Origin of the sequence: Mesorhizobium sp. M1A.F.Ca.ET.072.01.1.1 (assembly GCF_004023325.1) — a bacterium.
GTDB lineage: Bacteria > Pseudomonadota > Alphaproteobacteria > Rhizobiales > Rhizobiaceae > Mesorhizobium.
Window position 1 is genome coordinate 1 of record NZ_RZSF01000182.1, and the last position, 13,223, is coordinate 13,223.

Genomic DNA, 13,223 nt, shown 5'->3' on the forward strand with positions numbered 1-13,223 from the left:
ACCGGAAGCTGCCCCGACGCCGCCGCGCTTCAGCAAGGCGATGTAGGCGCGACGGCCTCCCGCGCCTTACGGAGCATTCAGCTTCCGACCGGCATTCTGGCTGTCAGCCGACGATTTTTGAAAAATCGGCGACCTGGTCGGTGGCGGCGCGGATGCGGGCAAGCAGGGCCAGGCGGTTGGCGCGCACGGCCTGATCCTCATCATTCACGAGAACCCCTTCAAAGAATGAATCAACCGGTTCACGCAAAACGCTAAGCGTCAGCATGGCGGCGGAAAAATCTTCGTTTTGAATCGCTTGGCCGGCTGCCTTCTCGGCCTGATTCACCGCGGCCGACAGCTTCTTTTCCGCATCTTCGCGGAACAGCGCCGGCTCAACTATCTCGGCGACCCGTGTTTTCTTCTTCTCCTCGGCAGCCAGGATGTTGGCGGCGCGCTTGGTACCGGCGAGCAGGTTCTTGCCATCCTCCGTGTCGAGGAACTTGCCCAGCGCCTCGACGCGGCGAACGATCTGCAGAAGGTCGTCGGACTGCGGCGTGATGACGGCGTCGATCAGATCGTATCGTGCACCGCTTTCGCGGAGATATACCTTGAGGCGGTCATGGAAGAAGCCGAGGAGATCCGAAATTTGTGCGACATCGCCGGCGAAGTTCGCAAAGGCCTTGGCGAAGACCGATGTCAGTCCGAGGCGAATGCGGTTCTCGATCAGGATCCGGACCACGCCGAGTGCAGCTCTTCTGAGCGCGAACGGATCCTTGCTGCCTGTCGGCTTTTCATCAATCGCCCAGAAGCCGGTCAGCGTATCGAGCTTGTCGGCCAGCGCGACAGCAACCGACACCGGGTCGGTCGGCACCCGGTCGGACGGGCCTTGCGGCTTGTAGTGCTCCTCGGCGGCCGCGGCCACCGACGGATGCTCACCCTGGAGCAGCGCATATTTGCGGCCCATGGCGCCCTGCAATTCCGGGAACTCGCCTACCACCTCGGTCTGCAGGTCGGCCTTGGCGAGCACCGCGGCGCGGGCGACGAGCGCGGTAATCTCCCCCCTCGAGGGGGAGATGTCGCCAGAGGCGACAGAGGGGGTCGTCTCGCGTGGAGTGCCAACCTCTTCCCTCTTCGAAAGGCCAGAATGCGTCGCACCAGCCGAAGCAACCCCCTCTGGCCTGCCGGCCATCTCCCCCTCAAGGGGGGAGATCGACTTCGCCACCGTCGGCGCCAATTCTTCGGCCAAGCGCTTGATGCGCTCGACCCGGGCGCCCTGCGTGCTAAGCTTGGCATGGAAGGTCACATTGAGATGGTCAAGGCGCGCCATGCGCTGGTCGAGCGGCTTCTTTAGATCCAGCTCGAACTTCGCCGCCGACTCTTGCAGCGTGCCGAGGTCGGGCAGATCGCCCTGGTCGGTCTTCCAGAAATAGAGGGCGTCTGAGAGACGCGCCCGCACCACCTTGCCATTGCCGTAGGCGATCTCTTTGCCGCCGTCCTTCGCCTCGATATTGGCAACCAGGATGAAGCGGTTCGACAGATCTTCGCCCGCGCCCTGCGGCCGGGTGACGAAGCATTTCTGATTGGCGCGAATGGTTAGGCGAATGACCTCGGCCGGGATGGTGAGAAAATCCTGCTCGAACTCGCCCATCAGCACGACCGGCCATTCGACCAGGCCGGAGACCTCTTCCAGCAGGCCCTCGTCCTCGACGAGGTCGAGGCCGTTGGCGAAGGCGACATTGCGGGCATCGGCCAGGATGATCTCCTTGCGCCGGTCGGCATCAAGCACGACCTTGGCCGCTTCGAGCTTCGCCACATAGTCGTCGAAGCGGCGCACGGTGATCGGGCCCGGTGCATGGAAGCGGTGGCCGTAGGTGACGTTGCCGGAGCGGATGCCGTCGATCTCGAAATCGACCACCACCGGCTCCTCGGTCTCCGGGCCGAAGGTGCAGACGATCGATTGCAGCGGCCGCACCCAGCGCAGCGAGCCGGGCTTGGCCGAGGCCGCGCCCCAGCGCATCGATTTCGGCCAGGGAAAGTTCTTGCTGATGCCCGGCACCAGCTCGGCGATGATCTCTTCCGCCGCCCTGCCCGGCTTCGAGATGTGGGCGACGTAGAAGTCGCCCTTCTTGGGATCGGAATGGACATGCGCCTCGGCGATCGACGAAAGGCCGGCCTTGCGCAGAAAACCCTGCACCGCCTGGTCGGGCGCGGTGGTCGAGGGGCCCTTGATCTCCTCGCGAATGTCCTTCGAGCGCGCCGTCAGCCCGCGCACGTCCAGCGCCAGGCGGCGCGGCGTCCAGTATTCGCGCGCCGCCTCGTAGGTCAGACCCGCCTCGACCAAGCCGTCGGTCAGCATCTTGCGAAGATCGCCGGCCGCCTTGCGCTGCATGCGCGCGGGGATTTCTTCCGAGCGGAGTTCTAGGAGTAGGTCAGGCATCAGTTAGCTCCTTACCCTCCCCTTGATGGGGAGGGTCGGCGCGCAGCGCCGGGGTGGGGTGGCGGCGTTTCAGCCGCCAGCACCTTCGGCACCATCGCGCAGACCAAGGTGTGATTTTCGTTCTTCCACAGCCGCATAGATTGTATCGAGAACGGAATCCAGTTCGTTTTTTATCTCGTGGTTCCAGAAGCGGACGACGCGATAGCCCTGGCTCTCAAACCATCTCGTTCGGGCTGCATCATGGCACTGCTGGCCATCAAAGCCATGTTGGAAGCAATCCACCTCGATGATCAGCTTCAGCCGATGGGAGATAAAGTCAGGATAGTAACCGCCAACCGACGCTTGTCGACGAAAGTGCGTTCCTTCGACCGGAATACGCCAGAGGTGCCGCCACAGCCTGCGTTCCTCCTCGGTCATTGCCGCGCGCAGCCTTCGTGCGGACTGCAGCTTGAACCGATCAAGTTTTGGCATAGGGAAGCGCCCGTCCCCCCCACCCGCCGCTTCGCGGCGACCTCCCCCATCAAGGGGGAGGTAGAGGGCGCATAGCAACTCGGCTCGCGCCTGTCACCCTGCCTGCCGGTCGGCAGTTCGAGCTATTTCAGGAAATTTTCAGTTCTTTGTCGGGACGACGCGAGCCCACCCGTCATAAGAACAGACACCCCATGAACCAAACGCAGTGCTGAAGCGACCAACGCTCAGACGGAGAACTATTGGCTGAACGATCATGAAGACGGCATCGAGAATCCTGCAGGTCCTGGCACTGAGCGCCTGCTTCGCCGCCCAGATGCATGGCACATTCTCGATGCCGGGCGTGCGACAGGCACTGCGCACGATCGATGCCGCGACAGTCCAGATCACGTTGCCGATGGCAGCCGCCGCCGAGATCGCCAGCGTGACTTTGGGCTAAGTCGCCAGGCCGCCCGCGCGCGTCTGCAGGAACGCCTCTCCGCAAGCCTTGGCAAGGTTGCGCACGCGCAGAATGTAGCTCTGGCGCTCGGTCACGGAAATCACGCCGCGGGCGTCAAGCAGATTGAAGACGTGGCTGGCCTTGATGCACTGGTCATAGGCGGGGAAAACCAGACGGTGCATCGACGAATTGTCGTTCGACGCCGGCGCGCCGGCGGCGAGCAGCGCCTTGCACTCGGCTTCGGCGTCCTCGAAATGCCGAAGCAGCATCGCCGTGTTGGCGAATTCGAAGTTGTGGCGCGAATATTCCTGCTCGGCCTGCAGGAACACGTCGCCATAGGTGACCTTCTCAGGCCCCTCGCGGCCGTTGAAATTCAAGTCATAGACATTGTCGACGCCCTGCACATACATGGCGAGGCGCTCGAGCCCATAGGTGAGCTCGCCCGCCACCGGCGCGCATTCGATGCCGCAGACCTGCTGGAAATAGGTGAACTGCGACACTTCCATGCCGTCGCACCAGCACTCCCAGCCGAGGCCCCAGGCACCCAGCGTCGGGCTTTCCCAATCGTCCTCGACGAAGCGGATGTCATGCAGCAGCGGATCGACGCCGATGGCTTCCAGCGATCCGAGATAGAGCTCCTGCAGGTTCGGCGGGTTCGGCTTCAGGATCACCTGATATTGATAGTAATGCTGCAGCCGGTTCGGGTTCTCGCCGTAGCGGCCGTCCTTCGGCCGGCGCGACGGCTGCACGTAAGCCGCGTTCCAGCGCAACGGGCCGAGCGCGCGCAAAGTGGTGGCGGGGTGGAAGGTGCCGGCGCCGACTTCCATGTCGTAGGGCTGCAGGATGACGCAGCCGTAAGCTGCCCAGTAGTTGTGCAAGGTCAGGATCAGCCCCTGGAAGGAGCGGCTGGGATGCATGTGGGCAGGGATCTCGACGGTCACGGCGGCCTCGGAAAGCGCTGGGAGTGGGCTTTCCCTAGTTGCCGGGCCGGCAAGCGTCAAGGCACGGCGCCGCATCGAGGAGAGGTTGAACGCTTTGCCGGCGGCTGGCCCATTGAAGGCCGCTCACGCGGGCCGTTTGCTTCGGTGAGCCGCAACGACAAAGGTTCCCGCCATGCCTGGTCAACTCACTGTCCGCCCCGTCACCCAGCAGGACTACGAGCAGTGGCTGCCGCTCTGGGACGGCTACAACGAATTCTACGGCCGCTCGGGCGAGACCGCGCTTGCCGGCGAGATCACCCAGATGACCTGGTCGCGCTTCTTCGACGCTTACGAGCCGGTGCATGCTCTGGTGGCCGAGCGCGACGGCAAGCTTCTCGGCCTCGTCCATTATCTCTACCACCGCTCGACCACGGCGATCGCGCCGAACTGCTATCTGCAGGATCTCTTCACCTCACAAGCCGCGCGCGGCCAAGGCGTCGGCCGGGCGCTGATCGAAGGCGTTTACGAGCGCGCCAAGGCCGCGGGCTCGGGTCGCGTCTACTGGCTGACGCATGAGACCAACCACACCGCCATGCAGCTCTATGACAGGATCGGCGAGCGCTCGGGGTTCGTCGTCTACCGCAAGATGTTTTGAAAACGTTGCGGGGCCCAAAAGGGCCCCGCCAAACTGCAGAATTGTGCGCCTCAGCCCTTCGGCGCCGCGGGCGGGACCGGTTTCACCTTCGGCGTTTCCTGCGCCGTGTTGGACTCGATCGGCGGCAGGCCCTTCAGCAGCTTCTGCTGCAAGGTGGCGAGCACATCCGGGTCAGGCTTCAGGTCGCGTGCCTGGGTCCACTGGAAGGTCGCTTCCAGCTTGCGGCCGACGCGCCAATAGGCGTCGCCCAGATGGTCGTTGAGAACCGGATCCTCGGGCTTCAGCGATACGGCGCGCTCCATTTCGCGCACGGCGTCGTCGAAGCGGCCGAGGCGGTAATAGGCCCAGCCAAGCGAGTCGACGATGTAGCCGTCGCTTGGCCTGAGATCCACGGCCTTCTGGATCATCGCCAGGCCTTCCTTGAGGTTCATGTTCATGTCGACCCAGGAATAGCCGAGATAGTTCAGAACCTGCGGCTGGTCGGGCTGCAGCTCCAGAGCCTTGCGGAAATTGGGCTCGGCCTTCGGCCATTCCTTCAGCCGCTCATAGGCGATGCCGCGCTGGTAGAAGATGTTCCAGTTGGCGGCGGTCGGCGTCTTCAGCTGTTCGACCGCCTTGTCGTAGAGATTGGCAGCCGAACGGTAGTCCTCCTTCGAGGAGTAGACGCCGCCAAGCGCCAGGTAGCCGCGCATGTCGGTCGGGTGCGCATCGACGTAGCCCTTGAGATGCGCGATGGCTTCGTCGTGACGGTCGATGTCGGCAAGGTTCAGGCCAAGCTGCAGCTCAGAAAGCTCCTTCAATGGCGAGGAGGCCGGAATACGCCGATAGAGCGCGATCGCGCCTTCGCCGTCCTTCAGCTGCTCGGCGACGGCGGCGAGCTGCACGAGGGCGGCGTCGCTGTCCGGCTTCAGCGCCAGCGCATATTGCAGATAGAGCCTCACGAAAGGCTCGCCGCCGCCACGGTTGAGCGCGGTGGCGAGGTCGAGCAGGATTTCCGAGGCCCCGTCGGCCGGGGTAGCGACCAGGGGCTCGATCTTGTCGCCCTTGCTGATCCTGTCGCGCAGCGTGGTGATTTCGAGCTTGCCAGGCGCGAAGGCTTCGGCCTGGTTCAGCACCGCCATCGCCTTTGTCTTGTCGCCCTTGCGGGCGAGGAACGAGGCATAGGCCTGGGCATTGCGCATCCACGTCTCGGGCGCGGAGCCGCCGGCGGCGGTATCGGCCAGGGTGGCGGCGTAGATCTCATCGGCCTTGGGGGAAAGGCCGGCGGCGTCGGCGATGAGGGCGCGATGGAAGGACTTGAACAGGCCGAACCAGTCCGGCCCCTTCAGCTTATCGATCGAAGCCATCGCCTCGGAGGCATCGCCCGCGCCTTCCTTGGCCCAACCGTCCATGACGCCGGAGAGCAGCCGGTCGAGATCGGATTCGAGCGACAGCTTCAGCCAGTACTGAGCCTTGGCGTAGTCCTTCTTGTGGAAGGAATCGACCGCAAGCGCCAGACGCGAGAAGCGCTCGACATCGGGAACTTCCTTGAGCTTGTCGGCATAGACCAGCGATTCCTCGAAGCGGCCCTGGGCGACCAGCGCCAGCATGAGGCTCTGCTGCAGCTCGGTGTCATTGGGGGCAAAGGCCAGCGCCTGCTTGTAATAGGCGATGGCATTGTCGAGATCGTTGTCGCTTTCGGCAATATGGGCGGCAAGATAGGCGCCCGAAAAGGACGTGATCTGGACCGGTTGGGAGTTTTCCTTGGCATGGGCAGGCAGCACCGACAGCGCCACACCCGTTAAAAATGCCAGCCTCGTCAGCCAGCGCGCACGTCCTTGCCGCATTGTATCCCTTTCAGCCAGACGCGATCCCCCCTTGGCGGACCGCCCACAGAGTCGATGTTTTCCCGACAAAGCATGGCCTTTTTGGGGTCAGGCTTCAATCCGCAGCGAATCACAATGCAATCATCGGCTTAAAAAATACGGCGTGCGTCCAAAAAAGTCCGGCGCGGGAAGCCGCAGACAGCGCCGCCTAAAGACGCGTATCTTGGAATCCGCTGAGGGCAACCGCGCTGCACAGGTTGGACCATTCGCAGCCCGAGCACGCCTGACGCGTCAGGCCGGAGGAAAACGCCTTGCGCATCGGCGCCAGGCTAGAGGCATCCAACACGAGCCGGTCGCCGGCCTGGACGGACCGGCCGAGGAGAGCGCCGACGTCGCGCGCCGCGAGCCCGTCGCGCTCGGCGGCGCCTTCGCCCAGGCAGTGCGGCTCGGGCTCGACCAGCATCGGGGTGCAGATGTCGTCCGGCCCCGACACGATCAGGACCGCCTCGCCGTCGCCCAGCCGCTTCACCACCTTGTCGTAATTGGCGGTGAAAGCGGGCGAGTAGCCTTTGCCGACATAGGTCAGCAGGCAGAGCAGATGATGGGCGCGCAGCCTGACGGTCATTGCGTCTTTGACGAGCGGTCGCGCGGTTCGGCCCGATAGGTGGAAAAGAGCTTCAGCGTTGCGGCGCCCAGCGCCGACTTCAGGAGGCCGCCGACAATGAAGGGCAGGAAGCCGAAGGTGATGGCCTTCTCGGCGCCGATCATGGCGGCAAGCCAGGCCGTGCCGAGAACCAGGCACAGAAGATTGCCGATGAGCATGGCGGCGAAGGCAAGCATCACCCGATTCCCGTTCCAGCCGCGCTCGGCCAGCCAGCCGACGATCGCACCGACGATCGGGAAGGAAAAGAGATAGCCGCCGGTCGGTCCCATAAAATGCTGCACGCCGGCCGCACCGCCGGCCAGAACCGGGAAACCGGCGGCACCCTCGACCAGCCAGGCCGTGATGGTCAGCGCGCCGAAGCGCCAGCCATAGAGCGCACCGACCAGCGTCACCGCGAAGGTCTGCATGGTCACCGGAACCGGCACCATCGGCACCTCGATATAGGACGACAGCGCCAGGAACAGCGAGCCGAGGACGACGGCGCCGAACTGCCAGGGAATGGAGCGGCTTTGCAGTTGGAGCGGGCTGAAGGAAGACTGGCGGGTCGAAACGGCGATGTTTGTCACGGTGAGGGTCCCTGGTTGAGTTGAAATTATAGATAATTCCTGCAATCGATCTATTATCGAATCCATATTTTTGCGGAGATGGCAAGCGCTGCCTTGCGGAGGGCAATGAGGCTGAGCCATTCATGGGCAATCGGGGCGCCCAAAACCGACATTTGACTGCCATTGAGCGCTGGGTTCTCGCGTTAGCCGACAATGGCGAAGGCGTCGCGAGTCCTGCCGGAAGCGGTCTTGACCGGTTTTTGGCCGATCCATTGCACATGCCGGCCGAGCGTGGCGGCAGCCGATTCCGTGTTGCCTTGCCTCAGCGCGCTCAGGATCGCCCGGTGATCCTGATCGGTGCGGGTCTCCCATTCGGAGCGCCAGGCGGCGAACAGGAAACGCGCGCTTGCGGCATGCAGGTCGTCGATGGTGGAAAGCAGGCGCGGCATGTTGCAGGGCGTCAAGATCAAGCGGTGGAAGGTGCGATTGGCCTCCTCCCAGGAGCGGACATCGCGGGATTTGTCGCCCGCCTTGGTCGCCTCCTCGGCGCGGTCGAGGATCGCCGGCGTCAGATGCGGCGCGGCGTGGCGCAGCGCCAACACTTCGAGCGCGGCGCGCATCTCGGCCACTTCCCTGACCTCGCCGAGATCGAAAGCGGCCACACGCACGCCGCGGCGCGGCACGCTGATCGCCAGACCTTGCGCCTCGAGGCGGCGGAAGGCCTCGCGCACCGGCACGTGGCTGGTGCCGAATTCCTCGGCGACATGGTCCTGGCGCAGCCGCGATCCGGGCTCGATAACGCCCGAAATGATGCGGTCCGCCAGTTCCTTGCTGATGCGGACGGCGATCGTGTCCTCTATGGTGGCCATGTTTTATAGATAATTTGCTGAGCTGCCGTTTGTCGAGACGGCCAGAGCGGAATCACATGCGCCCGCCCGGCGGACGCCAGGCGATGCCAAGAAGAACCCACAGGCGCTCAGTTGACGCGGCTGATGCAGAAATCGATGACGTCGATCAGCGCCGATTTCTGCGGCGTCGCCTCCAGCGGCGCGAGCGCGTCGCGGGCGATCTCGCCGAAGTGACGGGCGCGACTGATCGTATCGGCGATGGCGCCATGGCGGGTCATCAGACCGATCGCCTTTTCGAGCCCGGCATCGTCGGCGGCATTTTCCTCGATGGCGCGCTTCCAGAAGGTGCGCTCGGCCTTGGTGCCCCGCCGATAAGCGAGGATCACCGGCAGCGTCACCTTGCCCTCGCGGAAATCGTCGCCGACATTCTTGCCGAGATCCTTGCTGGAGCCGCCATAGTCCAGCGCGTCGTCTATGAGCTGGAAGGCAAGGCCGAGATTCATGCCATAGGAGCGCAGCGCCGCCCGGTCGGTGCGGGAAGCGAGCGCGATCACCGGACCGACCTCGGCGGCGGCCGAGAACAGGGCGGCGGTCTTGGCCTTGATGACGGCGAAGTGCTCGTCCTCGGTGGTCTCCAGATTCTTGGCAGCCGCAAGCTGCATCACCTCGCCCTCGGCGATGATGGAGGCGGCGCTCGACAGGATGTCGAGAGCCTCCAGCGAGCCGACTTCGACCATCATGCGAAAAGCCTGGCCGAGCAGGAAATCGCCGACCAGCACGCTCGCCTGGTTGCCCCAGATCATGCGCGCCGTCTTCTTGCCGCGGCGAAGCGCGCTCTCGTCGACGACGTCATCGTGGAGCAGCGTCGCGGTGTGCATGAATTCGACTGCGGTGGCGAGCTTGACGTGCCCCTCGCCCGCATAGCCGAACATCTGGGCGGCGGCGAGCGTCAGCATCGGCCGCAGCCGCTTGCCGCCGGACGAGATCAGGTGGTTGGCGACCTCCGGGATCATCTCGACGTCGGAGCCGGCCTTCGACAGGATCAGCTCGTTGACGCGTCCCATGTCGGCTGCCGTCAGGTCGATGAGATCCTGGATGGAAGCAGGTTCCCGCTTGCCTTCGATATTCAGAACGACACCCACCACGATCACTCCCGTCTCATTGACGCGCCCGACAACACCCTGGTCCCGGTGGGACTCTAGGTCGGCACAACCGCGCACGGCAAGAGGCGAATTGGCGCGGTTTGGCTGGCGCTGGGCGGCCCCGGCGTTTACATGAGCGCCGCAACCTGCGATTTTCATTCCATGATCGAGCTTGTCCGCACCAACGACGCCGTCCTCATCTCCTTCGTCGAATCGCTCATGCGCGACGCCGGCATCGCCTGCTTCGTCGCCGACCAGAACATGAGCGTGCTCGACGGATCGATCGGCATCCTGCCCAGGCGCGTCATGGTCGATGCCGAGAAAGCCGATGCCGCACGGCGCATCCTGAAGGATGCCGGCATCGAGAACGAGATCCGCCGGCAATAATGGCAGCATCAACCGCCCTCGCCCCGGACACGCCGGCCCACACGGTCGACGCCTTCCATCGCGGGCGCTTCTGGCTGGTGCAGCCGCGACAAGGCCACCGTGCCGGCATGGACGCCATGATGCTGGCGGCTGCCGTCCCATCCGGCTTTTCCGGCCGGCTCGCCGATTTCGGCGCGGGCGCCGGTGCGGCGACGCTCGCCGTGCTGTCGCGCTGCCCTTTGGCACACGCGGTTCTGGTCGAGCGTTCCGCGGAGATGGCAGCCTTTGCCGCGGCCACGCTTGCCCACCCCGGGAACGCGCATCTCGGCGACCGCGCCTCGGTGCTTAAGGCCGACGTCACGCTTGCGGGACGGGCACGGCACGGAGCCGGACTTGCCGACAATTCGTTCGACTTCGTCGTCATGAACCCGCCCTTCAACGCGGCACAAGACCGCGCCACGCCGGACGCGCTGCGCAGAGAAGCGCATGTCACGGAGGACGGCCTGTTCGAGCGCTGGATCAGAAGTGCGGCCGCCGTCGTCAAGCCGCGCGGCGGACTGGCCGCGATTGCGCGGCCGGAGCAGCTTGTCGCCATCCTGGATGCGATGGAAGGCCGCTTCGGCGATGCCGAGATGCTCTGCGTGCACCCGCGCCCAGACGCGGCGGCGATCCGCATCGTCGTCAGGGCGGTGCTCGGCGCGCGCGGAAAACTGTCGATCCGGCCTCCGCTCACCTTGCACGGCGCATCCGGCAACGAGCCGACGGAGCGGACCGAAATGATCAACAACGGGCTGGCGTCGCTGTTCGGCGATTGATCAGAGGCCGGCGATGCGGCATTGCCGTTGCGCGGCGAATTCCTACATGCCCGGGAGCAAGGATGAGGTCTGACCTTGCTCTAGCATCTCTTGTGGAGACAAGCTTTCGTGAAACGCTTCTTCAACCGCCTGCTGCCGAAATCCTGGCGCTCGACAGTCGTCACCATTCCGGTCATCCGGCTGCATGGCACGATCATGCCCGGCGGCGGCCAGTTCCGGCCAAGCCTGTCGCTCGCCTCGACGGCCGGGCTCATCGAGAAGGCGTTCGGCTTCGACGCGCCGGCGGTTGCGATTTCGATCAACTCGCCGGGCGGCTCGCCGGTGCAGTCGCGGCTGATCTTCAAGCGCATCCGCGACCTGGCGGCAGAGAAGGACAGACGAGTGCTCGTCTTCGTCGAGGATGTGGCGGCCTCCGGCGGCTACATGATCGCAATCGCCGGTGACGAGATATTCGCCGACCCTTCCTCGATCGTTGGCTCGATCGGCGTCGTCTCCGCCTCCTTCGGCTTCCCGGAGCTGATGAAGAAGATCGGCATCGAGCGGCGCGTCCACACCGCGGGCCAGAACAAGGCCGTACTCGACCCCTTCAAGCCGGAAAAGAGGGAAGACGTCGAGCGGCTGAAAGCCTTGCAGCTCGAAGTGCACGAGACCTTCATCGATCTCGTCAAGGAACGGCGCGGCACCAAGCTCAAGGACGACCCGGATCTGTTCACCGGACTGTTCTGGACCGCCAAAAAGGGTCTCGAGCTCGGCCTCGTCGATGCGCTGGGCGACATGCGCAGCGTGCTCAAGACCCGTTTCGGCGAAAAGACGCAGCTCAGGCTGATCACCGCGCCGCGCGGGCTTTTCGGCCGTTTCGGCTTGTTCGGATCGCGTTTTTCGGCGCCGGACATCGCCGCGGCCGCGGCCAGCGGCGTCATCGATGCGGCGGAAGAGCGCGCGCTGTGGGCGCGCTTCGGGCTTTGAAAAAGCCATGATTGCGTCTAGCATGGCCGCTTGACCGACCCATCCGGCCGGCCTTGCCGCGAGAACGCGGGAGGAGTTGTGAGATGCCGCAGATCATTTTCTTCGTTGTCGTCGGCGCCGCCGCCTATTTCGGTTATCGCGCTTTCGTACGCGAGGCCGAGCGCGTGACGGCCAAGATCCGGCGCACCGAGAAGCAGGCGGCCAACGGCACGATGGGAACGCTGGTCAAGGATCCGAAGACCGGCGAGTACCGTCTGGCCAAGGACTGAACACCATCTCGCCAGCAGCCGACATTCTGGAGGCAGAGGCCAAGTCCCAGACATGGCTTGCGCCTGCCAAGATCAACCTCGCGCTGCACGTCACCGGACGGCGCGCCGACGGTTACCACCTGCTCGATAGCCTTGCCGTGTTCACGCGCTTCGGCGACCGGCTCGAGATCGAGCTGGCGCAAGACGATGCGTTTTCGGTGTCTGGCCCCTTCGCCGCCGGCGTGCCAATCGATGGCGACAATCTGGTACTCAAAGCGCGCGACGCGCTGCGGCGGGAAGCCGGCGCGCAACAGACGCCACCAGTCGCCATCCGGCTGGAAAAGAACCTGCCGGTCGCTTCCGGCGTCGGCGGCGGCTCGAGCGACGCGGCGGCGGCGCTCAACGGCCTTTCGCGCCTCTGGAAGCTCGACATCGGGGAGGCGGGGCTGGCGCGGATCGGGCTGACGCTCGGCGCCGATCTCCCGATGTGCCTCAAGGCAAGGCCGCTCCTTGCGCGCGGCATTGGCGATGCACTTTCGCCGCTGACGGAGTTTCCGGCGCTGGCGCTGGTCCTCGTCAACCCGGGCGTGGCCGTTTCGACATCCGAAGTGTTCAAAGCGCTTTCCAAACCTGACAATGAGGCATTGCCGCCGCTGCCCGCCCGCCTCGATTTTCACGGCATACGCAATTGGCTGGACACGACGCGGAACGATCTCGAACCTGCCGCTCGCGCCATCCAACCGGCGATCGGCGATGCGCTCAAGGCGCTGAAGAAAGCGGGAGCCGCCTTTGCCCGCATGTCGGGCTCCGGCGCTACCTGCTTCGGCCTGTTCGAGACTGGCAATGTCGCCAAGCGCGCGGCGATCGACATCCGCCGCCGCCATCCCGGTTGGTTCGTGGCCGCGACGCGCAGCATGGACTGTCTC

General features: G+C 64.6%; 15 protein-coding genes. 7 read left to right on the top strand and 8 right to left on the bottom strand.

Annotation, left to right across the window (positions count from 1 at the left end):
• Nucleotides 1-103 precede the first annotated feature (103 nt).
• Nucleotides 104-2,416 (bottom strand): glycine--tRNA ligase subunit beta, encoded by a 2,313-nt coding sequence (glyS, locus tag EOA32_RS22630; protein ID WP_128372936.1) that lies wholly within the window; start codon nt 2,414-2,416, stop codon nt 104-106.
• A 69-nt stretch (nt 2,417-2,485) separates the two neighbouring features.
• Nucleotides 2,486-2,887 carry a DUF559 domain-containing protein gene (locus EOA32_RS22635; protein WP_095781736.1) on the bottom strand — a complete coding sequence of 134 codons (402 nt, stop codon included), beginning with the start codon at nt 2,885-2,887 and terminating at the stop codon, nt 2,486-2,488.
• Between the two features lie 253 nt (nt 2,888-3,140).
• On the opposite strand from EOA32_RS22635, the gene EOA32_RS22640 reads away from it, so the two are divergent.
• Nucleotides 3,141-3,323, top strand: a complete 183-nt coding sequence (locus EOA32_RS22640) for a hypothetical protein (RefSeq protein ID WP_095776214.1) — start codon at nt 3,141-3,143, stop codon at nt 3,321-3,323.
• Here EOA32_RS22640 and EOA32_RS22645 read toward each other — a convergent pair.
• Nucleotides 3,320-4,264, bottom strand: a complete 945-nt coding sequence (locus EOA32_RS22645; protein ID WP_082954005.1) for a glycine--tRNA ligase subunit alpha — start codon at nt 4,262-4,264, stop codon at nt 3,320-3,322. The two genes, EOA32_RS22640 and EOA32_RS22645, sit on opposite strands and share 4 nt — an antisense overlap.
• A gap of 172 nt (nt 4,265-4,436) precedes the next feature.
• On the opposite strand from EOA32_RS22645, the gene EOA32_RS22650 reads away from it, so the two are divergent.
• Nucleotides 4,437-4,898, top strand: a complete 462-nt coding sequence (locus tag EOA32_RS22650) for a GNAT family N-acetyltransferase (protein WP_066998995.1) — start codon at nt 4,437-4,439, stop codon at nt 4,896-4,898.
• A 50-nt stretch (nt 4,899-4,948) separates the two neighbouring features.
• Here EOA32_RS22650 and EOA32_RS22655 read toward each other — a convergent pair whose 3' ends face one another.
• From EOA32_RS22655 to EOA32_RS22675, 5 genes are all read right to left on the bottom strand, one after another.
• Nucleotides 4,949-6,724 carry a tetratricopeptide repeat protein gene (locus tag EOA32_RS22655; RefSeq protein WP_095781738.1) on the bottom strand — a complete coding sequence of 592 codons (1,776 nt, stop codon included), beginning with the start codon at nt 6,722-6,724 and terminating at the stop codon, nt 4,949-4,951.
• 187 nt (nt 6,725-6,911) lie between these two features.
• Nucleotides 6,912-7,328 carry a DUF1284 domain-containing protein gene (locus EOA32_RS22660; protein WP_066999000.1) on the bottom strand — a complete coding sequence of 139 codons (417 nt, stop codon included), beginning with the start codon at nt 7,326-7,328 and terminating at the stop codon, nt 6,912-6,914.
• Nucleotides 7,325-7,933: a biotin transporter BioY gene (locus EOA32_RS22665; RefSeq protein WP_128372937.1), complete on the bottom strand. Its 609-nt coding sequence runs from the start codon at nt 7,931-7,933 to the stop codon at nt 7,325-7,327. The genes EOA32_RS22660 and EOA32_RS22665 overlap by 4 nt, the downstream gene beginning before the upstream one ends.
• Nucleotides 7,934-8,115: 182 nt before the next feature.
• Nucleotides 8,116-8,781, bottom strand: a complete 666-nt coding sequence (locus tag EOA32_RS22670; protein ID WP_128372938.1) for a GntR family transcriptional regulator — start codon at nt 8,779-8,781, stop codon at nt 8,116-8,118.
• A gap of 107 nt (nt 8,782-8,888) precedes the next feature.
• Nucleotides 8,889-9,902, bottom strand: coding sequence for a polyprenyl synthetase family protein (locus tag EOA32_RS22675; RefSeq protein ID WP_128372939.1), 1,014 nt, complete (start codon nt 9,900-9,902; stop codon nt 8,889-8,891).
• Nucleotides 9,903-10,064: 162 nt separating this feature from the next.
• Between EOA32_RS22675 and EOA32_RS22680 the strand changes: the two genes are divergently transcribed.
• The 5 genes from EOA32_RS22680 to EOA32_RS22700 all read left to right on the top strand — a co-directional run.
• A complete protein-coding gene (locus EOA32_RS22680; RefSeq protein WP_066999078.1) occupies nt 10,065-10,289 on the top strand; it encodes a DUF2007 domain-containing protein in 225 nt (74 codons plus the stop codon).
• The gene (locus tag EOA32_RS22685; RefSeq protein ID WP_179294428.1) at nt 10,289-11,083 is read left to right on the top strand and encodes a methyltransferase; all 795 of its coding nucleotides are present in this window, start codon (nt 10,289-10,291) and stop codon (nt 11,081-11,083) included. The genes EOA32_RS22680 and EOA32_RS22685 overlap by 1 nt, the downstream gene beginning before the upstream one ends.
• A 108-nt stretch (nt 11,084-11,191) precedes the next feature.
• On the top strand, nt 11,192-12,049 hold the full coding sequence (locus EOA32_RS22690) for a S49 family peptidase (RefSeq protein ID WP_066999014.1): 858 nt from the start codon (nt 11,192-11,194) through the stop codon (nt 12,047-12,049).
• 83 nt (nt 12,050-12,132) lie between these two features.
• Nucleotides 12,133-12,318: a hypothetical protein gene (locus tag EOA32_RS22695; protein WP_066999017.1), complete on the top strand. Its 186-nt coding sequence runs from the start codon at nt 12,133-12,135 to the stop codon at nt 12,316-12,318.
• A 26-nt stretch (nt 12,319-12,344) separates the two neighbouring features.
• On the top strand, nt 12,345-13,223 hold an 879-nt coding region (locus EOA32_RS22700; protein ID WP_128372940.1), incomplete at its 3' end, for a 4-(cytidine 5'-diphospho)-2-C-methyl-D-erythritol kinase.